Here is a 25,824-nt window from a genome sequence, read left to right on the forward strand (position 1 = left end):
ACGCCAACTGTGTGATTGACTGAGAAACTGGTTAATCATGTTGCTCATCCTGCTTGTAGGGATGAACGACTGTTTGGGGTTGTATAGTCAAGTAATTAAGTGCATGTGGTGGATGCCTTGGCAGTCAGAGGCGATGAAAGACGTGATAGCCTGCGAAAAGCTCCGGGGAGGCGGCAAATATCCTGTGATCCGGAGATGTCTGAATGGGGAAACCCACTTACCATAAGGTAGGTATCAATAACTGAATACATAGGTTATTGAGGCGAACGCGGGGAAGTGAAACATCTCAGTACCCGTAGGAAAAGAAATCAATTGAGATTCCCTCAGTAGCGGCGAGCGAAAGGGGAAGAGCCCATTAAGTTATCTAAGTTTTAGTGGAATGCTCTGGGAAGTGCAACCATAGTGGGTGATAGTCCTGTACACGAAAGGGCTTAGATAATGATGTCGAGTAGGGCGAGGCACGTGAAACCTTGTCTGAATATGGGGGGACCATCCTCCAAGGCTAAATACTCCTGACTGACCGATAGTGAACCAGTACCGTGAGGGAAAGGCGAAAAGAACCCCTGTGAGGGGAGTGAAATAGATCCTGAAACCGCATGCATACAAGCAGTGGGAGCCGACTTGTTCGGTGACTGCGTACCTTTTGTATAATGGGTCAGCGACTTATATTCAGTAGCGAGGTTAACCGAATAGGGGAGCCGTAGAGAAATCGAGTCTTAATAGGGCGTTTTAGTTGCTGGGTATAGACCCGAAACCGGGTGATCTATCCATGAGCAGGTTGAAGGTTGGGTAACACTAACTGGAGGACCGAACCCACCGTCGTTGAAAAGCCGGGGGATGACTTGTGGATAGGGGTGAAAGGCTAATCAAACTCGGTGATAGCTGGTTCTCCCCGAAAGCTATTTAGGTAGCGCCTCGGACGAATACCATTGGGGGTAGAGCACTGTTTCGGCTAGGGGGTCATCCCGACTTACCAAACCGATGCAAACTCCGAATACCAATGAGTACTATCCGGGAGACAGACTGCGGGTGCTAACGTCCGTAGTCAAGAGGAAAACAATCCAGACCGCCAGCTAAGGTCCCTAAATCTATATTAAGTGGGAAACGATGTGGGAAGGCATAGACAGCTAGGAGGTTGGCTTAGAAGCAGCCACCCTTTAAAGAAAGCGTAATAGCTCACTAGTCGAGTCGGCCTGCGCGGAAGATGTAACGGGGCTAAAATATAGTACCGAAGCTGCGGATTTACGCTTATGCGTAAGTGGTAGGGGAGCGTTCTGTAAGCCGATGAAGGTGGATTGAGAAGTCTGCTGGAGGTATCAGAAGTGCGAATGCTGACGTGAGTAACGATAAAACGGGTGAAAAACCCGTTCGCTGAAAGACCAAGGGTTCCAGTCCAACGTTAATCGGGGCTGGGTGAGTCGACCCCTAAGGCGAGGCCGAGAGGCGTAGTCGATGGGAAATTGGTTAATATTCCAATACTTCTGTGTAATGCGATGAGAGGACGGAGTAAGTTAAGTCAGCCTGGCGTTGGTTGTCCAGGTGAAAGGTTGTAGGCATGCATCTTAGGCAAATCCGGGGTGCTCTATGCTGAGAACTGATAGCAAGCCAGTTTACTGGTGAAGTGGCTGATACTATGCTTCCAGGAAAAGTCTCTAAGCTTCAGTTACACAGGAATCGTACCCGAAACCGACACAGGTGGTCAGGTCGAGTAGACCAAAGCGCTTGAGAGAACTCTGCTGAAGGAACTAGGCAAAATGGTACCGTAACTTCGGGAGAAGGTACGCTGCCGGTGGTGATAGGACTTGCTCCTTGAGCTGCTGGCAGCCTCAGAAACCAGGCCGCTGCAACTGTTTATTAAAAACATAGCACTCTGCAAACACGAAAGTGGACGTATAGGGTGTGATGCCTGCCCGGTGCTGGAAGGTTAATTGATGGGGTTAGCGTAAGCGAAGCTCTTGATCGAAGCCCCAGTAAACGGCGGCCGTAACTATAACGGTCCTAAGGTAGCGAAATTCCTTGTCGGGTAAGTTCCGACCTGCACGAATGGCATAATGATGGCGGCGCTGTCTCCAGCAGAGGCTCAGTGAAATCGAATTCGCCGTGAAGATGCGGTGTACCCGCGGCTAGACGGAAAGACCCCGTGAACCTTTACTGCAGCTTGACATTGAACTTTGATCTTACCTGTGTAGGATAGGTGGGAGGCTTTGAAGTGGCGACGCCAGTTGCCATGGAGCCATCCTTGAAATACCACCCTGGTAATATTGAGGTTCTAACTCTGTCCCGTGATCCGGGACGAGGACCATGTCTGGTGGGTAGTTTGACTGGGGCGGTCTCCTCCTAAAGAGTAACGGAGGAGTACGAAGGTGCGCTCAGCGTGGTCGGAAATCACGCGTAGAGTATAAAGGCAAAAGCGCGCTTAACTGCGAGACCAACAAGTCGAGCAGGTACGAAAGTAGGTCTTAGTGATCCGGTGGTTCTGTATGGAAGGGCCATCGCTCAACGGATAAAAGGTACTCTGGGGATAACAGGCTGATACCGCCCAAGAGTTCATATCGACGGCGGTGTTTGGCACCTCGATGTCGGCTCATCTCATCCTGGGGCTGAAGCAGGTCCCAAGGGTATGGCTGTTCGCCATTTAAAGAGGTACGCGAGCTGGGTTTAGAACGTCGTGAGACAGTTCGGTCCCTATCTACCGTGGGCGTTGGAAATTTGAGAGGATCTGCTCCTAGTACGAGAGGACCAGAGTGGACGAACCTCTGGTGTACCGGTTGTCACGCCAGTGGCATCGCCGGGTAGCTATGTTCGGAAGGGATAACCGCTGAAAGCATCTAAGCGGGAAGCCTACCTCAAGATAAGATTTCCCCGAGACTTTATGTCTCCTAAAGAGCCGTTGAAGACTACGACGTTGATAGGCTGGATGTGGAAGTGTAGCGATACATGAAGCTGACCAGTACTAATTGCTCGTGAGGCTTGACTATACAACACCCAAACAGTTGTTGTATAAAGCACAATTGATTCGATATCCAGCAAAACAGCTTGATTCAGAAGCTCGTTAGTAAGACAATATTCAACTCAGATATCCCTGTTAATGTATTCTATTTGACCAAGCAACGGCAATGAGAAACATCGTTTCGCAAGAGAAATGATTTCGATATAAGACCAAACGCAAAGTCATAACAGTTGTGCTGGCGACCATAGCAAGAGTGAACCACCTGATCCCTTCCCGAACTCAGAAGTGAAACCTCTTTGCGCTGATGGTAGTGTGGGGTTACCCATGTGAGAGTAAGTCATCGCCAGCTCATTATTCAAAATCCCCCTGCTAAAAAGCAGGGGGATTTCTTTTTATAAAAAGAAAAATAAGAATGAGATTAATATCAATATTAGCGCATGTGAAAAGAAATGGTCTACATCAGTAGGTTGCGCAGTGATCGGGATCAATGAACTATGCTTTAATGATTCGGACTCAGCTACCCATCAAGTGGCTTTAGACTATTTAAGTATTCTAGACTACTATGTTGATAATTATAAATAATTGAAATTAAAGTGAATTTTTTTTGTGTGGGTTTGAGCAATTTAAAAGATTACTCTGATGAGTTGAGATTACCTGTGCGAGAGCAATTTATACAGTATGTATCTTTGAAGTAACTTAGTGCTGCAGGTAATTTGGAGTTACTTGCAGCATAGCGCTGTTTGGATCGTTGGATTGCACATACAAAATGTTTAGTGCGTGTGTTGAATTAAAATAGCTGAACTATTATTGTGAATCTAGCTGCCTTCGGGCATGCTTTAGAGCAGTCCGCAGACCTTCAACAATCGTTGGATGGTAATAAGGCTTATCTAGTAAATCATCAACAGTAAGCGCTTCATCTATCATCCACGCCAGTAAATGTGCTAAATGTTCAGCTTCATGGCAAAACAATTCTGCACCGAGTACTTTACGCGAGCCTTTATCAACATAAATCTCGGCAGCTCCCTGATTTTTCGCATTTATAATGGCGCGTCCCTGTTTTCTAAAGTCAATAGATCCTGTCACAAACTCAATGTTGCGATCTTTTAACTGTTTATAATTTTGTCCCAGCATCGCCATTTCAGGTGAACAGAAAACAATACCTAAAGGCGTTAATGTTTTGACCTCTTGATCAGGATTTGCCCTTAGGCAGTGTTTAGCAGCATGTTTGCCTTCATGAGCCGCTTCATGCTGAATGGGGGTGGAAGTGTATGCATCGCCGACAATATAAATCGGTAAATCAGACAATTGCTTGGTTTTACTGTCTACAGGCAAGTTTTTTAAGTCCTTAAAATTGAGATGAATATTTTCAAGTTTTAATGTGTTCAGAAGTGTTTTACGGCCTGTTGCCGCCATTACACAGTCCACTATTAAGGTTTGATTTCTACCATTTTCCATATAGCTTAGTTCAACCCCATTTTCAGTGTTTTGATAATCACTTGGCAAAGTTTCAAAATGTAGGTTTAACTCTTTGCTTAACTCCTCGTGTGCGAGCTTTTGCAAAGCAGGGCTGCTGAGTGCGCCAATTCTTCGGCTGCGTGCAAAAATATGGGTATTTACCCCTAAACGGTGCATAGCTTGAGCAAGCTCGACGGCAATGACACCGCTGCCAATCACGGCTAAGGATTTTGGCAGTTTTTCCAGTTCAAAGACCTCATCTGTCGTGATAAGCCGCTTGCCCAGTTTTTCTTTCAATTCCTGATCGATACTTGGCGTTGTTCCTACAGCGAGAATAAAGCTTTTTGCCTGATAAGACTGATTGTTGACTTGAACCGTATTGGTATCAATGAATTCGGCGCGGCCTGAAATCTTATGTTCAGTTTTCCATGAGTCGACATCTTTTAAGGTTGCACGGGTAAAGCGGTCTCGTAATTGCTGTACATGCGGCATCACCTGGGAGGTGTCTATTTTAACTTGTGCAGTTAACCCTAAACCTCCATGTTGTTGCATTTCATGCATGCGGTTTGCAGATAAAATCAGAACTTTACTTGGCATACATCCAACACGAGCACAAGTGGTGTCCCATGGGCCATCATTGATGATCAGGATATTTTGAGTATATTTTATGGCTTCTTTATAGGCTGAAATTCCGGCAGTTCCAGCGCCAATGATGATAAGGTCGTACATTTGTTACTCTTATTAAAATCATTATTGATAAGCTAGCATACAAAACATTTGGCTTACCTTTATTTACATAAAAGCTTATCTATGATTACATAAGGCACAATAAATATTGATAACAAACTCTATAAATAAGGGTTCTGGGGAATGATATGATTAATCAACAATTGAGCACAAAATTATCGGCTCTTGCATTGGCTTTATTGTTAGCTGGCTGTGGCGGTGGTGGTAGTGAGGGTTACTATAATACAGGCACAGACCAACCTTCAACAGGTGGTGGAGCAGATCTGCCTGAAGAAAATAAACTTACGAATGTACAGATACAATACTTACCATTAGTTGAAAAATTGAATGCACGTGGGGACACTTATACAGTATCTGTGCGTGTTATGAATGAGGGTGCTATTTTACCAAATATGGATGTAAAAGTTGAATCCACTGATGCTTCTAAAAACAAAGCTGCGATCGAGTATATTTCTTCAGAAACAGGTGAAGAAGGAAGTGAGACTGGATTCAAAACTGATGGTCAAGGTATAGCCCGCTTTAATATTAAGATTGATTCAGGATTAAGTGAAGAGGTAATAGCTGAAATTCTTAAAGGTGTACAAGTAAAAGTATCTGTTAATGATAGCAAGGGCAAAACACTAGCATCTGAACCATTTGTTATATCGAGTTATGATCCTAAAGCAAATCAAGATGTTGAATCGCCAAGTAAATATGATTTATCAATTTTTACTGATAAGCAAGCGTTAGCTGTGATGAATGATCGTATTACTGTTCAAGTAAGACTAAAAGCGCTTAATAGTGTTGATACTGTTAATAATAAACCAGTACATATTTCTCTTGAAAATCAATTAAGCAATATTTCAATTGAAAGTAATCAAGTTGCATCTACAAATACAGATGGTTATGTGGCATTCACAATTGCTTCAGCATCAGGGAATTTAACTGATCAACAGATAGCTAGTATGTTGGCTCAGGGGTTAAAGTATAAAATTCATGTTGTAGAACAAGGGGTTGTAACTTTGGAAGAATCAAAAGTTATTGACTTAGTGAAATATATTGATGAAAGCTTGAATGGTGGTATTGAGTCATTTGAGTCAAAAGTGAAACTTGGTGCATTAAAATCTAGTAACGAAAATTATGTTCAGCAAGTTGAGTTAGCCTTAGGCGATGAATACGCTAATCAAGATATCACAATCTCTTCACGTGCAATTGAATATAGTAAAGGTCAATATTATTTCTCCAATAATATTGGTTTATATCCATTAAGTTCTACCATTTGTACACTGAATAATTCTCCAGTAAAAAATGAAAATGGTTTTGATTGGAACAATAATCCGATTACTTATACGTCATTGGTATCTGAAAAACTGAAAATGGGGGGTAAAGATATTAATAATGTTGTATACCTAAATAAAGCTGGTGCAATTGATTCAAAATACTCTTTCTTGAAAGTAAAAACTGATGACAAAGGTAAAGCAATTATCGATTTAGTTTACGATAAATCTTATTCAAAGTGGTTGAAACTTAGTTTAAGTGCTCGTGTTGAAAATCAATCTGTTCCATTCGGCTTTACCTACGATTTTCAATTACCACTATTAGAGACTGACTATGATGATCAGACTGCTATAGGACCAAACATGATTAGCCCTTTCGGAACATCTGATGATTGTTTTAATGCTCAATAATTTATAAAAAAACAGCGCTTCGGCGCTGTTTTTTATGGGGGGATTAGATTTAAAAATTAAATCGAAGTTCCCACACTGACTCCTACAGTGGGCTTCAGGTTCATCGAACTACAACCGACAAACGTCAAACTTAGGCATACAATCAGCAATAACTTATTCATGAATTAACCCCTGAGATTTTGCCTGATTAAAGAGTACTGCTGAGCGTGTACCGCTACGGCACACCATTAAAATCGGTTTCGGCAGCTCATTATAATAGCGGGCAAACTCTTCAATATTGGCCTGGGAAATCTGTCCACTTACTACAGGCTGGTAGATCACGCTTACCTGAGACCTTTCCGCAATTGAACGTAACTGGCTCACACTTACCTTATTTCCTGGCTCCTGATCGGGAAGATTAACAATCACCGATTTAAAACCATCTTTTAATAACTGTTCAAACTTAGCCGATGTCATCTGACCTGTTATGCTGACATTTGAGTTCAAAGCGCGACTTAAGTCACTGGCTGCAAAACTTAAAGAAGCGCAGCTCAAGCTCATCAGCAGTAAAGCTTTGTACCAGAAGGACTTAGTCATCCAGTAAGTCCATCTGTTTTGCCAGTTGATATAAATTATTAGAACGGTTACCTGTACGGCAGAACATCAAGATCGGTTTTGGCAACTCATTATAATGATTGGCAAAAGTGCGTACATCAAGTTCGCTTATCTGGCCCGCGACCACAGGCTGAAATACATAATCCAGACCCGCCTTACGCGCTGCTTCCTCAATCTGGACACTGGAGGGCTGTTCAGGGCCGCCTTCCATGTCTGGACGATTGTTAATAATCGACTTAAAACCTTTTTCTACCACCTGATCAATATGTTCAGGACCAATTTGACCTGCAAAGCCTACATTTTCGCTCATGATGTCACTCCATTATCGCATTTATCTTGATATGCTTTATGATAGCATTAAGCTGAAAATATGATGTCTAGTTCTGAAAACTTTATAAACGATTACAACTATAAAATAACGCAATGGAGCGCGTATGTACGCTTATACAGTCGAACCACTGTATGTCAAAAGCGGTCAGGAAGTGATTGCTGCAGATTTCTATCGTCCTCAACAGATCGACAAGCCCGCTGTCATCCTCATGGCTCACGGTCTGGCGGCTTTACGCCACTTTAAACTGATCCAATACGCACAGCGTTTTGCCAAAGCCGGTTATGCGGTAATACTCTTTGATTATCGCTATTGGGGAGGAAGTACGGGTCGCCCACGTGAGCTGGTATCAATCCGGGCTCAACTTGATGATTGGCATACGATGATTAACCATTTACACACACGTAAATCTATTGATGCCAAACGTATTGTGCTGTGGGGAACTGCGCTAAGTGGCGGGCATGTATTAACCCTTGCAGCAGAGTTAAAAAATATTCAGGCGGTGATGGTTCAGGTACCTTTTGTGGATGGAGCCGAAAGTGCCAAACTTTATCCCTTACAGCAAATGCCCAAAGCCCTGAAAATTTCCAGTCAGGATTATATGGGAGCAAAGGTCGGCATGGCACCCAGAACTTTACCTGTGGTTGACCGGCAGGAACTGTGTTTTCTGCCGACCCCGGACAGTTATGAGGGCTATCTCTCCATTGTAAATCCGGATCATTATTGGAGTGGCTATATTCCGGCACGAGCGTTCTTTAAGCTAATCCGTTATCGTCCTATTCTGGATGTGCGTAAGATCGCGGTGCCTGCGCTTTTTATTGCGGCTCAGCAAGATAGTCTGATACCGATTGAGTCCAGTAGGGAAACAGCGACCAATATTGCTCCTTTTGTACAATATCATGAGTGGAATATGCGACATTTTGATATTTATCATGGAGAATGGTTTGAAAAAGCGATTTCGACCCAATTAGAATTCTTACATCAACATATTGGAGTGCGTTAGATGATCATTGTATGCTCAGAATGTCAGGCCAAAAACCGTGTGCCTGAAGAGAAGCTGAGGGAGAATCCTGCCTGTGGTCAATGTCATCAGGCGCTGGTTCCCTTGGCCCCGATTGAACTGAATGAACAGAATTTCAGTCTGTTTGTCACCCATAGTGACCTGCCGATTCTGATTGACTTATGGGCAGACTGGTGTGGTCCTTGCAAAATGATGGCACCGCATTTTGCCAATGTTGCCCAGCAATATCCTAATGTTGTGTTTGCCAAAATCGATACCGAAGCCAATCCACGTTTAAGTGCTGCATTTAATGTGCGGAGTATTCCGACGCTGGTGTTGATGAATAAAACGGATGAAATTGCTAGAATAAGCGGTGCATTACGCTCAAGCGAGCTACAAAAATGGCTTGATCAGCAGTTAAATGCCTCATCCTAATTCACAAGCCTGGAGTTCAAGTGTCAGATTCTCATATTAAACCAGAGGGAATTCTTTCCCTGCAGACCATTGCAATGCCTGCGGATACCAACTGGAGCGGAGATGTATTTGGTGGCTGGATTGTTTCACAAATGGACTTAGCCGGTGCGATTCATGCCGAGCGTTTTAGTAAAGGTCGTTGTGCTACTATTTCAATTAATCAGATGACCTTCTTGGTTCCAGTAAAAGTGGGTGATGTGATTAGCTGTTATACCCAGATTTTAAAGGTGGGTAATACCTCTATCCAGATGGAAATTGAGGTATGGGATAGTCACGATGATTCGCGTCCACCTGTACGGGTGACAGAAGGGGTATTTACCTTTGTCGCAGTGGATGTCAAAGGCAATAAACGCCTGATTCCGGAAGAAGCAAAACAGAAGTTTTTAGAATCTCGACAAAACTGAATAGAAAATAAAAAAAATCCCAGCTCATTGTCTGGGATTTTTTTGGTTTTATGATGAAATCAGGCTTTCTTCAGCTGGCTCTTGGCCACCCAAGCCCAAAGCATTTCACATTGAATCGGTTCCTCACCAGATTCATCGGTGATGATGACCCGAACCAGCGTTTCCCCTCTGTCTGAATTTTGCATCAATTGCTGCTGTTCAGCAGTTAGGGTAGCCACTGCGGTCATGGCGCCTTTGCTGGGCCGCTTATAATCCACTTTTAGGCTTTTGATGAGTACAATGGCACTATCCGGAACGTTCATCGCCGTGACAAAACCAGTCGCAGTTTCTGCCAGCAAGGCCATGGCACAGGCATGGAGCTGACCAATATGGTTCTGCATGGCTTTATGATTGGCGATGCTCACGATCACCTTGGACGCACTGATGTGCTGATAGCGTATTTTGGCCGACCCCACCATGGGCACCATCCGGCCAAAAGTTTTACTCAGTAAGGTGGTTTGAATACCTTGAGGTAGTCTTGATGTGGCTTGAACCAGTTTCGTCAGTCGATTGCGATGTGCCATAATTTCCTCAGCCAGACAGGACGCTGTCTTAATCCTTAAAGTTGTTGAACTGTAAAGGCAAACCGAATTGCTGTTCCTTCAGGAATGCCATCACTTGTTGCAAGGTATCGCGTTTCTTGTCGGTCACACGAATCTTGTCACCCTGAATTGAAGATTGCACTTTAATGCCACTTTCTTTAATGGCTTTATTAATTTTTTTCGCAGTATCAGAGTCAAGACCATCTTTAAGCTTGATGACCTGAATCACATTTTTACCAGAAGCTGTCATTTTTTGCGGATCAAGCGCCTGAATGTCGACTTTACGCTTATAGAAGTGGTTTTCCAGCATGGTATACACTTGCTCACATTGGAAATCACTTTCAGTGATAATTTTGATTTCCTTGTTCTTTTCATTCAGTTCAATTGAAACCTCCTGTCCACGGAAATCAAAACGTGTTCCGATTTCTTTTTGAGTGTTTTGAACTGCATGATTTACTTCAAAAATTTCTAATTCTGAAACAATATCGAAAGAAGGCATGGTTTAGACCTTTACAAATGGAAAGAATATCTGAGATGCTAGGGATGTTTTCTTCATTTGCCAAGTGTTGTTTATATCAAAGGAGTGCGCAATGATCCGTAAACAAGAAATTACAACATTTGAGTTCCCAGAAAATGCCGTAATCTGGGATGTACGCGATGCAAGTGCTTATGCTGAAGCACACGTGAAAGGGGCAGTGAATCAGCCTATTAACGATCTTTCAGCAGACAGCCTGACTCAGGTGTCGGCGGATCAACCAATTTATATTTTATGTGGCGGTGGAAGCAAAGCACCACGTGCAGCTGAGAAGTTAGAAGCTTTCGATAATTCACGTGAATATGTCATTCTGATGGGGGGAACCCGTGCTGCTCGTGAAGCAGGTATGCCCTTAGAACAGAGTGCATAATTGACTTTGTAAAAAAAAGCGCCGTCAGGCGCTTTTTTAATGGGGGTAATATTTTTCCCTTTCCTTTTAGAGAGGGGCAGGGAGAGATGAAATATTTTCACAATAAAATAAAACCCTCCCCCTCGCCCTGTCCCATAGGGAGAGAGAACCCCCTTAAAACAGGATTCTATATTTGCGGCTTGAAATACGGTTTTTTGGCTTTTACTTTTTTCTGAAAACGCGTCACGCTGAGTTTTTTGACGAGATCCGACGGAACAGGACACGCCTCTCCAAGGATCTGGGCTGCCAGAATTTCACTGCATAATGGCGCAAACAGAAAACCCTTGGAACCCAGTCCCGCGAAACTGTAAATTTCTTCTCCGGTATGCATTTGACCCAGTAGCGGAAAATAATCCTGACTTTGTGCCCTCACCGAGGCACGGCCTTGCCAGGTCTCAGCGGCTGGCAGTGATTGGGCATATTCGGGGAAGACACTGTGGATAAGTTCATAGTTATGCACATGATCTTCTGTCAGTACGTCTGTGTCTTCGCGATTTGGATGAAAAGAAGCTCCAAGCAGCAGTTGTTCATGATTCAGCTGCATACAGTAGCCGCCATAACTATAGGCGGTTTTTAGGTTTAAGGGCTGGTTCTGGTTGTTTACCCAGCTGACCTGGCCTCGAATCGGTTTGAGTACCGGATAATCTGTGAAGAACTGCTGGCTTTCTCGCGCCGTACAGACAATCACATGATCAAACTCCCCGAGGAACTGCTGATCTGCAAACAGTTGAGTGTTGGTGGCTGTTTCAATGCGGCTGATTTTGGCCTGTGCATAATGAATATTAGGGTGTTGCAGAATTTCCTCCTGTAGCTGGTGCGGCGAAACAGCACCAGCTGCCAGAAGTTTTAAACTAGGATATTCGCTGTGTAGCTCTTGAGATTCCACCGCCTGCAGGGCCAGAATGCCTGCTGGATATTCATCTGCCAAACTGAGCAGTTGTTCAGGCTTTTTCAAAGCCAGCTGGCTGACCTGAATCGGACGAAAAGCTTTAAAGCTCTGATAATGATTGAGGGCATGTTGCCATGCCAGCGTCATCAGGTGTGCGCTGCTTTGTTCAATTGGACCGAGTTTGGGGTTTAGTAAAGCCAGAGGATTACCCGATCCTCCTGCAAGTGGCGCTGACTGGTCGTAAATCGAGACTTGATGACCACGCTGAGCGAATGCCCATGCCGCACTCAAACCTGCAATTCCGGCGCCAATTATGGCAATCTGGCGGGGCTGGGTATTTAACTCAGGTTTTGATTCAGTTTTTTTTTTGAGCAATATCCGATTCTGACGGACTTTCATTCTCTTCAGCAGGTTTCCAGATGGCTTTTAGCATTTCACGTTTATGGCCAAAGCCGCGGGGACGGGAAATGGAAATACCGTGATTTTTTAAGCCGCGCTTTAATACGCCTGCCACACTAAAAGATGCAAAGGTGGTTCCTATCTCTGATAGGCGCACAATATGCTTTAAAACGTTTTCTTCCCACATATCCGGATTGCAAGAGGGCGCAAAACCATCCAGAAACCAGGCATTTACCGGCGCGGTTTTTTCGATGACAGGAAAAACTTCATGTGCATCTCCCAGCCAAAGATCCAGACTAAACCGCTCCTCAGGAAAGCTCAGGCGATGACAGCCTGCCAGAGGCATCGGATATTGGGCAATTAGTTGATCCGCCAGTGGTTTGAGTTCAGGCCAGACATGTAAAGCCCGGATCAGATCCGGTTTGGACAGAGGGAATTTCTCGACTGAAATGGCATGCAGATGACTCTGATTATCAGGTCGAAGCTGTTGCCAGAGCTGCCACAGTGCCAGAATATTGAGCCCTGTACCAAATCCTGTTTCGCCCACACAAAAATATTCAAAAGCTTTGAGTTCTGTCAGGCGAGTGGTGAGGTCATTGCCATTTAAAAACACATGCCGCGTTTCTAATAAGCCATTATCTTTAGAAAAATACACATCACCAAACTGCTTGGAGACAGGCACATCAATGCCATCGACCAGTTGCCAATCCAGATCGGCGGTTTGAATTGCATGAGACAAAACGGGCACAACCTTTACTATGTCAAAGAGAGTGGTAGCTTACCATTGCCGGCGACGTTTGGTATAAACATAGCTGGCAATCAGGAAGCCCAGTAGTACGCCGACAGCCAGCGTTGCAGCACCATACAGGAACATCTGGGCACTACGTTCGCTTTGTAAGACCTGAACCTGAACACCGAGATTATCGTTCTTTAACTGTAATTCCTGATTCTGGGCCAAGGCTTCAAGATTGGCTTCTTCCAGCTGTTGCAAACGGGTGGCCTGATCTTTGACCAAGGCTTTGACCCTGGCTTCTTGCTGAACCTTATTGCGGGCAATTTCCTCTGCAGTTAAAGGCCTATTTTCAGCGGCTGGACTGGTCTGGGCAGAAGTGGCTACAGCCGGGAGAATTACAGGCTTTACAGTGGACTGGGTTTGGACCGCTGTCTCTGGCGCTGCTACTGTCTGACGGTCCTGAATGGCGGGTGCAGGTAAAACCTCAACCGCCCACACCGGAGCAATCATAAAATATAGGCCAAGCATACTGGCAGTAACAACACGCATGAACCTTATCCTTGAGGAAATGCTTTATTAAATGGCTTGACGTCAATGTGTGCGTAGACCCCTTCTTTCAGGAAAGGCTCATCCTGTAACCAGGCATCCAGTGCTTCACGATTATCGAAGTCGACAATAATGGTACTGCCATAAAAGCCCGCTTGAGGATTGGCCGGGTCTTTAGGCATGGCACCTGCCACAATCAGACGGCCTTCGTCATCGAGTTTTTGTAAACGGGCAAGGTGCTGGGGACGAATTGCGAGGCGTTTTTCAACTGTACCTTCTTGATCGGTGCAGCTCACAACAAATAACGGCATGCTGGCTCTCTTGGTTTGTAGTTGGACTTATTCAGCGGTTTTAAAGTATTTACGCAATACAATAAACTGAATAATGATAAAGGAAAACATCACGATCATGTCACCAAATGCGGTAAATTCACCCCAATATTTTCCATCCATCCATAAATAGGCGAAAAAGGTATGCAAAAATGACATCAAGACAAACATCCCTACCCAGGCATAGTTGAGCTTGACCCAGCCTTTATCGGTTAAATTGAAGACAGGACCAAACAGGCGCTGGATTAATGGCTTTTTATCTTTGCTAAACCATGGCGACAAGAAAAACACCCCGGCAAAGACCAGATTCAGCAAAACGGCTTTTAGCCGGATATAGAAATCATCGCTCAGGATCAGGGTAATGCCACCAAAAATTACCGTCATAAACAGTACAATCCATTGCTGCTTGTCCAGACGGAATTTCTGCATGACGAATAAGGCACCGTAGACGACCAGCATAGAGATGATCAGACCTGTGGTCGCAACAAGAATATTATTATTGTCGACACCTCCAGCAGAACCGATCAGTTGTAGCAGTTGATGGTCAGTGTCTTTTGGATCTACAGTTTTATATAAATAAAAGAAAATAATGAGTGGCACAAAGTCTAAAAGTGCTTTCATGTTAGAGTATCTAAATCTGATCAAATAAATGTCTATAGTATAGAGATGCACGGCGTAGATTTACATACACATAGTAATATTTCTGATGGGACTTTTAGTCCACAGCAATTGGTTGACGCTGCGGCGGGCAATTTCATCCATACTCTGGCCCTGACTGATCATGACACCATAGATGGTCTGACGCTGGCTCAAGAAGCCGCTAAAAATCATGAGATTAAGATTGTTTCTGGGGTTGAAATCTCCAGCCAGTGGTCACGTCCTGCAACCAAGAAAAATTATGGTGTGCATATTGTCGGGTTAAACATGCAGGATCTGGCCCCTTTACAAAAAGCGCTCAATCAACAAAAGAAAATCCGGGCTGAACGCTCTAAACAGATTTGCGATCTGCTGATTCCTTTAATTGGTCAGGATATTTATGCAGATGTGCTTGCCAAAGTGGATCAAGTTCCGGATCGGGTAACACGGACACATATTGCCAAAACGCTGGTAGAGAAGGGGATTGTGACCCGCCCGCAACAGGCCTTTGATAAATATATCAAGGAAGGCAAAAAAGCCTATGTTAAATTTGATGGCCTGAATCTTGAAGACACCATTCAGGTGATTCATGAAAGCGGCGGCTTCGCCGTGCTGGCACATCCAACCAAATATGACTTATCAGCGACCAATATCCGTTACCTGATCGAAATCTTTGCCAAGTTTGGTGGTGATGCCGTAGAGCTACCGCCCGCGATTGATCCAGCTTCAACCCGGCAGATGGTGGACCGGATGATTGCAGAGCATGGGCTCAAAGTGTCGATTGGCAGCGATTTTCACGGCGACCATATGCCCTGGATTAAACTGGGGAATGTGCCGAGTTTAAAACCAGGGCAGGTCGGGATCTGGGAGAGTTTTGTTTAGTTATTGCCTCAATTTCTAGCTGCTCCCCGAGTCAGAGAGGGTGCAGGAGCAGAGAAAACACCAGAAAAGACATTAAAGCAAATTATGATCTTGAGCTTTAATTGGTGGTGGCGTCGGTTTACCCAAAGTTCCTAGCAGTTCAATTTCAATCGTACGCACCATAGAGTCCAAGGGCAGGTCATTACTCTGTGTGCCAAAAGGCTCCTCAATTTCTGAACTTAAGGCATCCAGACCTAAAAAGGTATAGGCCAGAATTCCCACCAGCAGGGGGGTCAGCAAGCCGAGAGTTGAACCCAGACTAAAGGGTAAAATAAAACAGAAAAAATAGACGGTACGGTTGAGCAGAACCGAATAGGCAAAAGGCAAGGGCGTCGTTGCAATCCGGTCACAGCCGGTTTGTACAATACTAAGCTCGGCCACATGATCATTCATCTGCATATAAATCACGTCAGAAATTTCACCTTCTTTGAGTGCCTGCATCAACTCCCATTGAATCAGGCTCAGCGTATACTGCGGGGCATTGGCTTGCTGATACAGCTGGGTAATGGCCTGCTGGCTCATGCCACTGGTTTCAACCAGTTCGGTCGGGTTCGCCGTTTGGTGGCGCAGGCGATCTCGCAGGACATTGGCAAAAACAATCACATGCTGAATCACCCTTTCACGGCGGCCTTGCGACAGCATTCGGCAGTCACGGTCAAAGTGCCGAGCGTTGGCAATCAGAATGCCCCAGAGTTTGCGTGCTTCCCACCAGCGGTCATAACAGGCCGAGTTTTTGAAACCAAGAAAAATAGAGAGCACGACCCCGATCACGGTAAAGCCGCTCAGTGGTAATTCTGGAAAATCAAGATAACCAATATGCGCCAATCCGCCGACAATGGCCGAGATCAGCATGACCACACCTAAAGGGGGCAGAACCTTCGGTAAAATTGTCCCCCGCCAGGAAAATAGCAGTTTAAACAGGCTGGGCTGGTCACGTACGATCATTTATTGGAATCATCACAGTTTTTTTCATGATCTTCGGAACTTGTGCCTGCTTTGTCAAGTGCTATTCATGGTGTTCTTTTCAGGTTTGATGAGGTGCTGCTCGGCAAAGGAGAAACTGCCCTCGAGTGCAATAATACAATGATCAATCAAATGAATGTCGACCAGTTGACAGGCCTGCTGAATCTGTCGGGTTAAGTCGAGATCTGCCTGAGACGGATAGGCTCTGCCCAAGGGATGATTATGAGCAATAACAATTGAGGTTGCCTGCTGGGTAATCGCATAACGTAGCAGTTGATTAATGGAAATATCACATGCATTAATGGAGCCATAAAACAATTTTTTAAAACTGATTTTTCTCAAGCCAGCATCCAGACACAGCACGGCAAATACCTCCTGGCTTTCTCCCAGCAATTCAAAACGTAAATAATCTCTTAGCCGTTTGGAGTTGCTGAGTTCGAGTGCATCCTGTTTAAGATGCTCAGCAATATAACGCCGTCCCAATTCCTTGACCGCTATTAGTTGGGTGTATTTGCTGATACCTATTCCATGAAACTGGCTGACCTCCTGTAATGGTGCATCCAGCAAGGCGGTTAAATACCCGAAATGCTGAATCAATACACGTGCCAGTTCGACCGCTGAATGCTGCTGTGAACCTGAACGGAGAAAAATAGCCAGCAGTTCGGCATCGGATAAACTTTCTGCCCCATATTGAATTAAACGTTCGCGTGGCCGTTCCTGTTCTGGCCAGTTTTTTATAGAAAATTGCATGATGATTAGACTTATTTATTATGAATTATTGGTTTTCCCCCAAGCGCATCTCTTGGGAATGTGATTATTTAATGCTATTGTGAGCCCCACTGCAACAGAAAGGAAAGCTGTTCGTGAGCTTTGATCTAAGTGTAATTTCTCATAAAAATATCATTTTAGCAGTCACTGGCGGTATTGCTGCCTATAAAAGCGCCATTCTGGTTCGCCGTCTGAAAGATGCCGGTTTTAATGTGCGGGTTGTCATGACCCGGGGGGCACAGGCTTTTATTACACCTTTAACTTTTCAGGCGTTGTCGGGCAATCCTGTGCATACTGAACTGCTGGATCCTGAAGCAGAAGCCGGCATGGGGCATATCGAGCTGGCCCGCTGGGCTGACCTGTTACTGGTTGCACCGGCCAGTTGTGACACTCTGGCAAAATTTGCGGCAGGTCTGGCTGATGACCTGTTGAGTACCTTATATCTGGCAACGAATGCCCCTGTTTGGGTGGCGCCTGCCATGAACCAGCAGATGTGGGCCGCCAAAGCGACGCAGCGTAATCTGGCGACGTTGATTGAAGATGGCGTGCATGTGATCATGCCGGATGCAGGCTCACAGGCCTGTGGTGATGTCGGCCTTGGCCGTATGCCGGAACCGGAAGAGCTGGCTCAACAGGTCACCGAATATTTTCACAAGGCCCAGCGTACAATTGCAGAAAAATTTGGCATGCTGGCCGGTAAACAGATCACCATTACTGCTGGCCCGACGCGTGAAGCGATTGATCCGGTACGTTATATTTCTAACCACAGTACCGGGAAAATGGGCTTTGCACTGGCTGCAGCCTGTTATGCAGCAGGAGCAAACGTGACCTTGATCGCAGGCCCTGTCAGTCTGGATACGCCGAATGGGGTCAAACGTAAAAATGTTTCCTCTGCGGTGCAAATGCTGAATGAGAGTATGCAGATGCTAGAGCAGGGCTGTGATATTTTTATTGCGACTGCAGCAGTGGCTGATTATCGTGTTGCGCAGGTGGCCGAGCATAAAATTAAAAAAGCCGGTGATGAGCTGAATGTCGCACTGGTGAAAAACCCGGATATTGTGGCTACGATTGCCCAGCAGGAAAAGCGCCCATTTATGGTCGGCTTTGCCGCAGAAACCCGTAATATTGAAGAATATGCCGCGGGGAAACTGGTTGCGAAAAAGCTGGATATGATTGCCTGTAATGATGTTTCACGCGCAGATATCGGTTTTGCTTCAGATGAAAATGCCATGACCGTGTTTTTTGCCGAGCACTATCATCTGGACAAGCGTGATCTGGACAAAGCTTCCAAACAGGAAATCGCACAACAGCTGGTAGAGGCGATTCATACTGCCTTACATCATAATCCTGCTGTAGAAGAAGATTTTTAATAGCATATTCATAGGATCGATTAATACTTGGTCTGCTAAAAATCCCTGAGTTGATCAGGGATTTTTTATGTAAATTTTTAGCATAGGTTTAACTTTAAAAATGGCGTAATTTAAGTTAAATAGATTAACTATAACTTAAGGTTATAGACCAAGGATGAATATATCCATGGCGCAGCAAAAGTATAGAATAGATCACAGAATAATCTGAAGATAAAAAGTGTGACACAGATAAAATGCAGTTGGAAGGAATCACAAAGAGGGCGATATGAAAAAAATCATGATGGGATTTATGATCGCCTGTCTGGCAGGATGCAGCTATTTTATATCGACTGAGGAACTGGCCCGAAATATTCAGGGACAAATGCAGCGTGAATTTAATGCCAATCCCGATTATCAGGATTATCATTTAAAAGTGCTGCAGGTGAAAATTGTCCAGCGTACCGGCAATGGCTTTCAGGCCATTTCACAGTTGAGCTATCAGGGGCATGAGTATCCGATCGAGGTGCAGATTGCCAAGGCTGGTGGAGGCTACAACTGGTCCATTGAAAAAGATGCTTTTACTTTTATTGATGAGATTGAGATTGAAAAATATCGTCAGCAACTGGATCAGGAACTGGCACAGCTCGCGGCGTCCCTAGAGCCTGTTAATGAAGCGACTACTCTTGAATCGGTGGCAAACTCTTATCCGGCGGTAGAACCGGTATTACATTCGGCCTCTGATAATGTAGAGCCGATTCCGGTAGGCAATATCACCGCTTATAGCCAATAGTTTGCTGGATGCTAAAAAAGCACCGGGGGTCGGTGCTTTGTATTTTTAGGCTTCGACCTGATGCGCTCGTACATAGTCTTCAGTACGCTGCATTGCTTCCTGAATATTCACCAGCGCCGTTTCTACATCTTTGAGGGTTTTGGCATTGCCGCCGCTTAATGCCTGACGCCATTTACGTGCACCTGGCAAGTTCTGGAACAAGCCTAGAATATGACGGCTAATAATCGATAAAGGTGCGCCTTCAGCCATACGCCGGGCAATATAAGGCAACATCTCTTGCATGATGTCAAAACGATCTGGCGCTTCCAGATTCCACAATTGGCCAAGTTCAGCCAGCAGATAAGGATTATGGTAGGCTTCGCGGCCAATCATGACCCCATCCACATGCTTGAGGTGTTCAAGTGTTTCGGCGTAGGTTTTAATGCCGCCATTGATTTCGATGGTGAGGTTCGGACGGTCCTGCTTCAGACGGTAGACATCTTCATAACGCAGCGGAGGCACTTCGCGGTTTTCTTTGGGAGAAAGTCCTTGTAACAAAGCAATCCGTGCATGCACAATAAAGTTGTTACAACCAGTTTTCGCCACGGTATCAACAAAATGCAGCATTTCTTCATAAGACTGCATATGATCAATACCAATGCGGTGTTTGACACTCACGGGCATCTCAACAGCATTACGCATTGCATCAATACATTCAGCCACCAGATCAGGCTCTGCCATTAAACAAGCACCAATTTTATTATTCTGTACCCGGTCACTTGGGCAGCCGACATTCAGGTTGACTTCGTTATAGCCCCAATCCTGTGCCATTTTGGTACAGGTGGCCAAATCTTTAGGGTTAGAGCCACCCAGTTGTAATATGATCGGATGTTCTTCCTGATTAAAATCCAGATGGCGTTTGCTATCTCCATGAATGATGGCACCTGTAGTGACCATTTCTGTGTATAGAATGACATTTGGATTAAACAGACGCGCAAAGAAACGGTAATCTTTGGTGGTCCAATCCATCATCGGGGCTACACTGATTCGTGGAGATGGAGTGTTTTCAATATTGGAGTGAATCGTCATTTAAACATCATGCCTTTAATCTATCTTTCGCAACTCGCACAAATCTGTGTAAAGCTATATTGATGAATGGGTCAGTCGCATTCCCAGTGAATTTTACACCATAATCAAAAAATAGTTCATGATGTAAATAAGAGAATCCATTACAGCACAAAACAGCAGCCAGGAAAGCCGGAGGATTCGGCTAATTAGCGCCATCGCGCAGGCTGGCTAATGGGGTGGCTGATGATGCAGCCAATGATCAAGTTGAAGGTGACGCTGATTTCTTCAATACTTGATTTGCGGATTAATCCAATCTTGCTGAATACAGTAAAACTGACGGTGATGAAAATGGCAAGGCGGTGCTAAAAATCGATCCTGATGATGCTACTGTACATGGCGGCATAGTACCTGATTGGGCAGATTTGTTAATCCTTGACAGTAAGTCTGCATCAGATTTACACAATTTAATTCATAGCCAGATTATTAGCGGTTAATGTTCAAACTCGACACTATTTGCAGTTAATTATCTAAAAGGAGCGTTGTGCTGAGGCAGGGCGTTCCTTTAGCTTTTTTGAAGCGATTGGTAAGGGGGCTTTTAGCTTGATCAAGCGGGATCACTGAATTTTAGTGAGAACTCATAGATCAGAAGACTATATAAAAAATATCTCAAGATGATGGAAATTCAGTAGATAAAATCCTGCATCATTTTCTATTTTAATTTGCCAATCTTAGCGACTTTAAATAGAGCCTAAACGTCTTATCTCCAAAGTTTATGCGCCTGAATAAATGTCTATTTCACTCAACTTGGTTTGAGTCATGGATGCGGGTTAAGCATTCATATATAATTACGCCAATTTTAAGTTATTACTTCACGGTCTGGGCACGCATTATAAGTGTGTGCAAAACTGTGTACATATTGAAGATTCCCTATGTTTAAAGATCAACTCGCTAAAGAAGTCGCGGCCCGCAGAACCTTCGCGATTATTTCCCACCCCGATGCGGGTAAAACCACCATGACGGAAAAGCTGCTGTTATGGGGTAAGGCGATTCAAGTTGCCGGGATGGTAAAAAGCCGTAAGTCAGATCGCGGTGCAACGTCTGACTGGATGGAAATGGAAAAAGAACGCGGTATTTCCATTACCACTTCTGTGATGCAGTTCCCTTATAAAAATCATGTAATTAATCTGCTGGATACACCGGGACACGAAGATTTCTCGGAAGATACCTATCGTACCTTAACGGCAGTTGACTCGGCATTGATGGTAATTGATGGGGCAAAAGGAGTCGAAGAACGAACCATTAAATTGATGGAAGTGTGTCGTATGCGCGACACGCCAATCATTTCGTTCGTCAACAAAATGGACCGTGAAATCCGTGAACCCTTAGAGTTACTGGATGAAATTGAAAGCGTCCTGAAAATTCGCTGTGTGCCGATTACCTGGCCAATGGGCACAGGGCGTGATTTTGCCGGGGTGTATAACATCCTTGAAGATAAATTTTATGTTTACAAGGCCGGTTTTGGCTCGACCATTACCGATATTGAAATCCGTGATGGTTATGACCATGCCGATTTGCGTGAAAAAGTGGGTAAGCTTGCCTTTGCGGCCTTTGAAGAGTCCTTGGAGCTGGTGCAAATGGCCAATGATCCATTAGACCATGAGGAGTTTTTGGCTGGCCGACAAACCCCCGTGCTTTTTGGTACAGCATTGGGTAATTTCGCGGTAGACCATGTATTGAATACTTTTATTCAATGGGCACCGCCACCTAAGGCCCATCCTACCCATGAGCGAGTTGTAGAAGCGACTGAAGAAGGCTTTAGTGGATTTGTATTTAAAATTCAGGCCAATATGGACCCGAAACACCGTGACCGTATTGCCTTCATGCGGATCTGTTCAGGACGCTATGAAAAAGGCTTGAAAATGAATCACGTCCGTCTGGGTAAAGATGTACGGATCAGTGATGCATTGACCTTCTTGGCCGGGGAGCGTGAACAGCTGGAAGAGGCATGGCCTGGGGATATCATTGGTTTACACAACCATGGAACTATTCAGATCGGCGATACCTTTACTTCAGGTGAAAATTTACGCTTCACCGGTATTCCACATTTCGCACCTGAAATGTTCCGTCGTGTGCGTTTAAAAGATCCTTTGAAGTCGAAGCAGCTGCAAAAAGGTCTAAAAGAGCTTTCCGAAGAAGGGGCAACTCAGGTGTTTATGCCACAAATCAATAATGATTTGATTGTGGGCGCAGTCGGTGTCTTGCAGTTTGATGTAGTAGCTTATCGTCTGAAAGAAGAATATAAGGTGGACTGTGTGTATGAGCCGGTAAATATTAATACCGTACGTTGGGTTTCTTGCGATGATGAAAAGAAATTCAATGAATTCAAGAAAAAAGCCCATGATCAATTGTCCCTCGATGGCGGTGGACATTTAACTTATCTGGCACCTAGTCGGGTGAACTTGCAGTTGATGCAAGAGCGTTATCCGGATATTCAGTTCAAGGCGACACGTGAACATTAAACGCAGCAAAAATAAAACAGCTTCTTTATGAAGCTGTTTTATTATGTAGAATCATTAAGATAAATGAGCTATTTGAGAAGAAAGAGTGATGGGCATACAGGGGAAAATAGGGGCTGCATCAATCATTACGATTGGTCTGATACTGAGTGCCTGTGATACTAAAAAACAACAATCCGATTCGCACGAACAGTTTGCAAAATCGGCTGCTGCGACCGAAAAAGCTGAGGTTTTACCGTACTTAAACATTCAGGAGCAAGACGCAAACATCGCTTTGCCTTTTTGCGAAACCCAGCATTGTATTAATCTGGCTATTCAAACCGTCCATACCGAAGATGCCTGGTTAAATCAATGGATTGCCAAAAGTCAGGCGAAGGTGATTCAGGACCAGATTGGGCTTAAACAGGATATGAGCTTACAGCAGGCTATCAATGCCTATGTAAAAAAATCGGATGCTTGGCAGGCTGAATTTTCCAGTAATAAAGCCTATGAGTTGTCGATGTATACCCGAATTGCCTATCAGCGTAATCAATATGTCCTGATGCAGTTGGGAGTAGATACAAAACAGGAAGGCGTGAGCATTAAAGAACGTTATTACTTCTTTGTGGCAGATCGTAAAAAACAGAAAACGGTCACTGTGCTGGATATTCTTGAACCCAAACAGCAAGTGGCTATGAATGACATTGTGCAACAAGCGTATCAAAAGTGGTTACAAGAGCAAAAGGCTGAAGTCAAACAGCAGGCACCCAAAAAATTGTATTGGGGACAGGCAGACTGGTTCTTTGATCAAGAGGGTATAGGTTTGCATTATCGTACCCATGAAACTGTACAAGATGGCAATCAGCTGGATATTTATTTAAGCAAAGAACAAACGCAACAGATATTGAAAGCTGAGGCTTATCAGCATATGTTTTAATCAGACGTCGTAAAATACCGATATTGAGTCGAAGTTCATTTAACCAGTTTAAGTTATAGGTCGCATTATGCTTAAAAATAAAACCATCTTTAGCCTCAGTCTTCTTGCAGCAGCAATGGCACTAACAGCATGCCAGCCTAAAAATACTGAACCTCAAGAGGATAAAGTAACTCAATCACAGACTATGGCTCAGGCTGAGGTATTAAAACTGGCTGGGGATGTAGAAAAATTAACTTTAAATCTACCAGAATGTGAGGGGAATAATTGCCCTGAAATGAACATCGAGCGTCTTTCCAGTAACCAGCCTTTTATTGATGAATTTATTGATCAGCAAATTTTAAAACGTCTGGATCAGACTCTGGATATTTCCGCCAAGTCGTTGAAGACCAATCCGCCGGCAGTAAGTGCGGAAGAGTCAGCAGCCTCCAGTCCAGTTCAGGCAGATGAGCCGGCCGCCTCGGTTGCCATTGAAACTCCAAAACAGCAACTGGAAAAACAGGTTACTCCGTATGTAGAAACATTTTTATCTTTAGATAAGGAACTGAAAGACTTAGGTTCCAGTCATCAAATTAGCCTGATGATTAAACCGAAAATTCTGAATGCCAATCAGCCTTTGGCAACCGTGGTGTTAAATTCCAGCAGTTATTTGGGCGGGGCGCACGGTTCCTCTTCGCAGCGCTACTATAACTTTGATCTGGAAAAGAAAAAAATTGTCGAATTGCAGGATATTTTAGCGCCTAATCAAAAGGCTGCTCTGGAAAAGAAAGCCCACGAAGCCTTTAAACAGTGGGTCATTGATTCTGAACTGGCCAGCAATGTTGAGGAATATGAACAGGCATGGAAATTTAAGTTATCGGATAATTTCTATTTATCGACTCAAGGTTTGATTCTGCAATATGGAGAATACGAAATTGGTCCGTATGTGGTGGGATTGCCGCGCTTAACCATTCCTTATGATCAATTACAAACGGTCTTGAAAACAGCCTATTTACCACAGGCTGAAGTCGAAAATGAGCAAGCGGCCAGTGCGGCCCGTGACAGTAAAGCCCAGTCTTAATGTCTTATTCGCTGTTTGATACCCATACCCATTTTGATGTTCCCGACTTTGATTCGGATCGGGAACAGTTGGCCTATGCCGCCAAAGCGATGGGGGTAGAGCGGTTAATTTTGATCGGCTTTGTCCAGTCCAGATTTCAGGACTTGCTGCACAGCCAGCGCTTTCTCAATCAATTGCGGGATGCGCCGCGGAGTTATCTGGCTCCTGGGCTGCATCCATTTTATATTGAGCAGCATCAAAGTTCACATTTGGCAGATTTAGAAGCGTTGCTCAGCACTGAAGATTGTGTAGCAATTGGAGAAATTGGCCTCGATACCTTTTTAAAGCAGCACAAGCAGGACGCAATTTTTCAGAAGCAGCAGCATTTTTTTGTAGCGCAACTTGAATTGGCGCAGCAGTTTGACAAGCCGGTATTACTGCATATCCGAAAGTCCCATGCAGAAACTCTGGCGATCTTAAAACGGCAGCAATTCCGTTTGGGCGGTATTGCCCATGCTTTTAGTGGCGGCATAGAGGAAGCCAAGGCCTTTATTAAACTGGGGTTTAAAATTGGGGTGACCGGGCAGATTACCAATCCCAATGCTAAAAAACTCCATGCCGTAGTTCAGGAAATTGGTCCTGAACACCTTGTTTTGGAAACCGACTGTCCCGATATGACACCCTTATGCTGTCAAATTTCTACGCAGCATCGAACCCGCAATACCCCGGCCAATTTACCTTATGTACTGCAAGGACTGGCGCAAAGCTTAGCTATGGATCAAGAGCAGCTGGCTGAACAGCTGTGGAAAAATAGCCATCAAGCCTTGCATTTAGCGCTCTAG

General features: G+C 44.5%; 23 protein-coding genes, 2 rRNA genes and 1 pseudogene. 14 read left to right on the forward strand and 12 right to left on the reverse strand.

Annotated features, from left to right (window positions below; translation table 11 throughout):
• Window positions 1-85: 85 nt before the first annotated feature.
• Both E5Y90_RS02360 and rrf read left to right on the forward strand, forming a co-directional pair.
• Window positions 86-2,978: ribosomal RNA gene (locus E5Y90_RS02360) — 23S ribosomal RNA — on the forward strand.
• 206 nt (window positions 2,979-3,184) lie between these two features.
• Window positions 3,185-3,299: ribosomal RNA gene (rrf, locus tag E5Y90_RS02365) — 5S ribosomal RNA — on the forward strand.
• 455 nt (window positions 3,300-3,754) lie between these two features.
• Here the strand turns inward: rrf and E5Y90_RS02370 are convergent.
• Window positions 3,755-5,134 carry a dihydrolipoyl dehydrogenase gene (locus E5Y90_RS02370; RefSeq protein ID WP_174659301.1) on the reverse strand — a complete coding sequence of 460 codons (1,380 nt, stop codon included), beginning with the start codon at window positions 5,132-5,134 and terminating at the stop codon, window positions 3,755-3,757.
• A 146-nt stretch (window positions 5,135-5,280) separates the two neighbouring features.
• Between E5Y90_RS02370 and E5Y90_RS02375 the strand changes: the two genes are divergently transcribed.
• On the forward strand, window positions 5,281-6,819 hold the full coding sequence (locus tag E5Y90_RS02375; RefSeq protein WP_174659302.1) for a hypothetical protein: 1,539 nt from the start codon (window positions 5,281-5,283) through the stop codon (window positions 6,817-6,819).
• A gap of 153 nt (window positions 6,820-6,972) precedes the next feature.
• On the opposite strand, the gene E5Y90_RS02380 is transcribed toward E5Y90_RS02375, so the two are convergent.
• Both E5Y90_RS02380 and E5Y90_RS02385 read right to left on the reverse strand, forming a co-directional pair.
• Window positions 6,973-7,395 (reverse strand): beta-lactamase hydrolase domain-containing protein, encoded by a 423-nt coding sequence (locus E5Y90_RS02380; RefSeq protein ID WP_151205165.1) that lies wholly within the window; start codon window positions 7,393-7,395, stop codon window positions 6,973-6,975.
• A complete protein-coding gene (locus E5Y90_RS02385) occupies window positions 7,388-7,723 on the reverse strand; it encodes a TIGR01244 family sulfur transferase (RefSeq protein ID WP_174659303.1) in 336 nt (111 codons plus the stop codon). Before E5Y90_RS02385 ends, E5Y90_RS02380 begins: the two co-directional genes overlap by 8 nt.
• Before the next feature lie 124 nt (window positions 7,724-7,847).
• Between E5Y90_RS02385 and E5Y90_RS02390 the strand changes: the two genes are divergently transcribed.
• The 3 genes from E5Y90_RS02390 to E5Y90_RS02400 all read left to right on the forward strand — a co-directional run bounded on the left by E5Y90_RS02390 (window position 7,848) and on the right by E5Y90_RS02400 (window position 9,619).
• A complete protein-coding gene (locus E5Y90_RS02390) occupies window positions 7,848-8,744 on the forward strand; it encodes an alpha/beta hydrolase (RefSeq protein ID WP_174659304.1) in 897 nt (298 codons plus the stop codon).
• Window positions 8,745-9,176, forward strand: a complete 432-nt coding sequence (trxC, locus tag E5Y90_RS02395) for a thioredoxin TrxC (protein ID WP_174659305.1) — start codon at window positions 8,745-8,747, stop codon at window positions 9,174-9,176.
• Between the two features lie 74 nt (window positions 9,177-9,250).
• The gene (locus E5Y90_RS02400; protein ID WP_218955325.1) at window positions 9,251-9,619 is read left to right on the forward strand and encodes an acyl-CoA thioesterase; all 369 of its coding nucleotides are present in this window, start codon (window positions 9,251-9,253) and stop codon (window positions 9,617-9,619) included.
• A gap of 59 nt (window positions 9,620-9,678) precedes the next feature.
• Here the strand turns inward: E5Y90_RS02400 and E5Y90_RS02405 are convergent, their stop codons facing one another.
• Both E5Y90_RS02405 and E5Y90_RS02410 read right to left on the reverse strand, forming a co-directional pair.
• The gene (locus tag E5Y90_RS02405; protein ID WP_174659306.1) at window positions 9,679-10,182 is read right to left on the reverse strand and encodes a DUF4442 domain-containing protein; all 504 of its coding nucleotides are present in this window, start codon (window positions 10,180-10,182) and stop codon (window positions 9,679-9,681) included.
• 28 nt (window positions 10,183-10,210) lie between these two features.
• Entirely contained in the window at window positions 10,211-10,699 is a 489-nt protein-coding gene (locus E5Y90_RS02410) for a YajQ family cyclic di-GMP-binding protein (protein ID WP_174659307.1), read from the reverse strand.
• 91 nt (window positions 10,700-10,790) lie between these two features.
• Here E5Y90_RS02410 and E5Y90_RS02415 point away from each other — a divergent pair, with 91 nt between their 5' ends.
• On the forward strand, window positions 10,791-11,105 hold the full coding sequence (locus E5Y90_RS02415; protein ID WP_151205172.1) for a rhodanese-like domain-containing protein: 315 nt from the start codon (window positions 10,791-10,793) through the stop codon (window positions 11,103-11,105).
• Window positions 11,106-11,271: 166 nt separating this feature from the next.
• Here E5Y90_RS02415 and mnmC read toward each other — a convergent pair.
• The 4 genes and pseudogenes from mnmC to E5Y90_RS02435 form a co-directional block, all read right to left on the reverse strand.
• A pseudogene (mnmC, locus tag E5Y90_RS02420) lies at window positions 11,272-13,171 on the reverse strand (FAD-dependent 5-carboxymethylaminomethyl-2-thiouridine(34) oxidoreductase MnmC).
• Window positions 13,172-13,210: 39 nt separating this feature from the next.
• Window positions 13,211-13,714 (reverse strand): hypothetical protein, encoded by a 504-nt coding sequence (locus tag E5Y90_RS02425; protein WP_174659308.1) that lies wholly within the window; start codon window positions 13,712-13,714, stop codon window positions 13,211-13,213.
• A gap of 5 nt (window positions 13,715-13,719) precedes the next feature.
• Window positions 13,720-14,022 (reverse strand): YciI family protein, encoded by a 303-nt coding sequence (locus E5Y90_RS02430; RefSeq protein ID WP_151205175.1) that lies wholly within the window; start codon window positions 14,020-14,022, stop codon window positions 13,720-13,722.
• A 27-nt stretch (window positions 14,023-14,049) separates the two neighbouring features.
• Window positions 14,050-14,661 carry an inner membrane-spanning protein YciB gene (locus E5Y90_RS02435; protein ID WP_151205176.1) on the reverse strand — a complete coding sequence of 204 codons (612 nt, stop codon included), beginning with the start codon at window positions 14,659-14,661 and terminating at the stop codon, window positions 14,050-14,052.
• 45 nt (window positions 14,662-14,706) lie between these two features.
• Between E5Y90_RS02435 and E5Y90_RS02440 the strand changes: the two genes are divergently transcribed.
• Window positions 14,707-15,558, forward strand: coding sequence for a PHP domain-containing protein (locus tag E5Y90_RS02440; protein WP_151205177.1), 852 nt, complete (start codon window positions 14,707-14,709; stop codon window positions 15,556-15,558).
• A 72-nt stretch (window positions 15,559-15,630) separates the two neighbouring features.
• Here the strand turns inward: E5Y90_RS02440 and E5Y90_RS02445 are convergent, their stop codons facing one another.
• The gene (locus E5Y90_RS02445) at window positions 15,631-16,542 is read right to left on the reverse strand and encodes a bestrophin family protein (protein WP_174659309.1); all 912 of its coding nucleotides are present in this window, start codon (window positions 16,540-16,542) and stop codon (window positions 15,631-15,633) included.
• Window positions 16,543-16,596: 54 nt separating this feature from the next.
• Window positions 16,597-17,310 carry a RadC family protein gene (gene radC, locus E5Y90_RS02450; RefSeq protein WP_174659310.1) on the reverse strand — a complete coding sequence of 238 codons (714 nt, stop codon included), beginning with the start codon at window positions 17,308-17,310 and terminating at the stop codon, window positions 16,597-16,599.
• Window positions 17,311-17,423: 113 nt separating this feature from the next.
• On the opposite strand from radC, the gene coaBC reads away from it, so the two are divergent.
• Both coaBC and E5Y90_RS02460 read left to right on the forward strand, forming a co-directional pair.
• Entirely contained in the window at window positions 17,424-18,698 is a 1,275-nt protein-coding gene (gene coaBC / locus E5Y90_RS02455; protein ID WP_174659311.1) for a bifunctional phosphopantothenoylcysteine decarboxylase/phosphopantothenate--cysteine ligase CoaBC, read from the forward strand.
• A 265-nt stretch (window positions 18,699-18,963) separates the two neighbouring features.
• On the forward strand, window positions 18,964-19,467 hold the full coding sequence (locus E5Y90_RS02460) for a hypothetical protein (protein ID WP_174659312.1): 504 nt from the start codon (window positions 18,964-18,966) through the stop codon (window positions 19,465-19,467).
• Between the two features lie 45 nt (window positions 19,468-19,512).
• On the opposite strand, the gene dusA is transcribed toward E5Y90_RS02460, so the two are convergent.
• Window positions 19,513-20,535 carry a tRNA dihydrouridine(20/20a) synthase DusA gene (gene dusA / locus E5Y90_RS02465; protein ID WP_218955323.1) on the reverse strand — a complete coding sequence of 341 codons (1,023 nt, stop codon included), beginning with the start codon at window positions 20,533-20,535 and terminating at the stop codon, window positions 19,513-19,515.
• Window positions 20,536-21,443: 908 nt separating this feature from the next.
• On the opposite strand from dusA, the gene E5Y90_RS02470 reads away from it, so the two are divergent.
• The 4 genes from E5Y90_RS02470 to E5Y90_RS02485 all read left to right on the forward strand — a co-directional run bounded on the left by E5Y90_RS02470 (window position 21,444) and on the right by E5Y90_RS02485 (window position 25,824).
• Window positions 21,444-23,033 (forward strand): peptide chain release factor 3, encoded by a 1,590-nt coding sequence (locus E5Y90_RS02470; RefSeq protein WP_151204324.1) that lies wholly within the window; start codon window positions 21,444-21,446, stop codon window positions 23,031-23,033.
• 88 nt (window positions 23,034-23,121) lie between these two features.
• Window positions 23,122-23,946: a hypothetical protein gene (locus E5Y90_RS02475; RefSeq protein WP_151204336.1), complete on the forward strand. Its 825-nt coding sequence runs from the start codon at window positions 23,122-23,124 to the stop codon at window positions 23,944-23,946.
• Window positions 23,947-24,013: 67 nt separating this feature from the next.
• Window positions 24,014-25,003: an RsiV family protein gene (locus E5Y90_RS02480; RefSeq protein ID WP_174659313.1), complete on the forward strand. Its 990-nt coding sequence runs from the start codon at window positions 24,014-24,016 to the stop codon at window positions 25,001-25,003.
• Window positions 25,003-25,824, forward strand: a complete 822-nt coding sequence (locus E5Y90_RS02485) for a TatD family hydrolase (protein ID WP_151204322.1) — start codon at window positions 25,003-25,005, stop codon at window positions 25,822-25,824. The genes E5Y90_RS02480 and E5Y90_RS02485 overlap by 1 nt, the downstream gene beginning before the upstream one ends.

It is taken from the genome of Acinetobacter sp. 10FS3-1 (genome assembly GCF_013343215.1).
Classification (GTDB): Bacteria; Pseudomonadota; Gammaproteobacteria; order Pseudomonadales; family Moraxellaceae; genus Acinetobacter; species Acinetobacter lwoffii_C.

Coding starts and splice junctions, on each gene's coding strand:
- E5Y90_RS02370 (WP_174659301.1), bottom strand. CDS start 5,134: ATGTACGACCTTATCATCATTGGCGCTGGAACTGCCGGAATTTCAGCC.
- E5Y90_RS02375 (WP_174659302.1), top strand. CDS start 5,281: ATGATTAATCAACAATTGAGCACAAAATTATCGGCTCTTGCATTGGCT.
- E5Y90_RS02380 (WP_151205165.1), bottom strand. CDS start 7,395: ATGACTAAGTCCTTCTGGTACAAAGCTTTACTGCTGATGAGCTTGAGC.
- E5Y90_RS02385 (WP_174659303.1), bottom strand. CDS start 7,723: ATGAGCGAAAATGTAGGCTTTGCAGGTCAAATTGGTCCTGAACATATT.
- E5Y90_RS02390 (WP_174659304.1), top strand. CDS start 7,848: ATGTACGCTTATACAGTCGAACCACTGTATGTCAAAAGCGGTCAGGAA.
- trxC (WP_174659305.1), top strand. CDS start 8,745: ATGATCATTGTATGCTCAGAATGTCAGGCCAAAAACCGTGTGCCTGAA.
- E5Y90_RS02400 (WP_218955325.1), top strand. CDS start 9,251: ATGCCTGCGGATACCAACTGGAGCGGAGATGTATTTGGTGGCTGGATT.
- E5Y90_RS02405 (WP_174659306.1), bottom strand. CDS start 10,182: ATGGCACATCGCAATCGACTGACGAAACTGGTTCAAGCCACATCAAGA.
- E5Y90_RS02410 (WP_174659307.1), bottom strand. CDS start 10,699: ATGCCTTCTTTCGATATTGTTTCAGAATTAGAAATTTTTGAAGTAAAT.
- E5Y90_RS02415 (WP_151205172.1), top strand. CDS start 10,791: ATGATCCGTAAACAAGAAATTACAACATTTGAGTTCCCAGAAAATGCC.
- E5Y90_RS02425 (WP_174659308.1), bottom strand. CDS start 13,714: ATGCGTGTTGTTACTGCCAGTATGCTTGGCCTATATTTTATGATTGCT.
- E5Y90_RS02430 (WP_151205175.1), bottom strand. CDS start 14,022: ATGCCGTTATTTGTTGTGAGCTGCACCGATCAAGAAGGTACAGTTGAA.
- E5Y90_RS02435 (WP_151205176.1), bottom strand. CDS start 14,661: ATGAAAGCACTTTTAGACTTTGTGCCACTCATTATTTTCTTTTATTTA.
- E5Y90_RS02440 (WP_151205177.1), top strand. CDS start 14,707: ATGCACGGCGTAGATTTACATACACATAGTAATATTTCTGATGGGACT.
- E5Y90_RS02445 (WP_174659309.1), bottom strand. CDS start 16,542: ATGATCGTACGTGACCAGCCCAGCCTGTTTAAACTGCTATTTTCCTGG.
- radC (WP_174659310.1), bottom strand. CDS start 17,310: ATGCAATTTTCTATAAAAAACTGGCCAGAACAGGAACGGCCACGCGAA.
- E5Y90_RS02460 (WP_174659312.1), top strand. CDS start 18,964: ATGAAAAAAATCATGATGGGATTTATGATCGCCTGTCTGGCAGGATGC.
- dusA (WP_218955323.1), bottom strand. CDS start 20,535: ATGACGATTCACTCCAATATTGAAAACACTCCATCTCCACGAATCAGT.
- E5Y90_RS02470 (WP_151204324.1), top strand. CDS start 21,444: ATGTTTAAAGATCAACTCGCTAAAGAAGTCGCGGCCCGCAGAACCTTC.
- E5Y90_RS02475 (WP_151204336.1), top strand. CDS start 23,122: ATGGGCATACAGGGGAAAATAGGGGCTGCATCAATCATTACGATTGGT.
- E5Y90_RS02480 (WP_174659313.1), top strand. CDS start 24,014: ATGCTTAAAAATAAAACCATCTTTAGCCTCAGTCTTCTTGCAGCAGCA.
- E5Y90_RS02485 (WP_151204322.1), top strand. CDS start 25,003: ATGTCTTATTCGCTGTTTGATACCCATACCCATTTTGATGTTCCCGAC.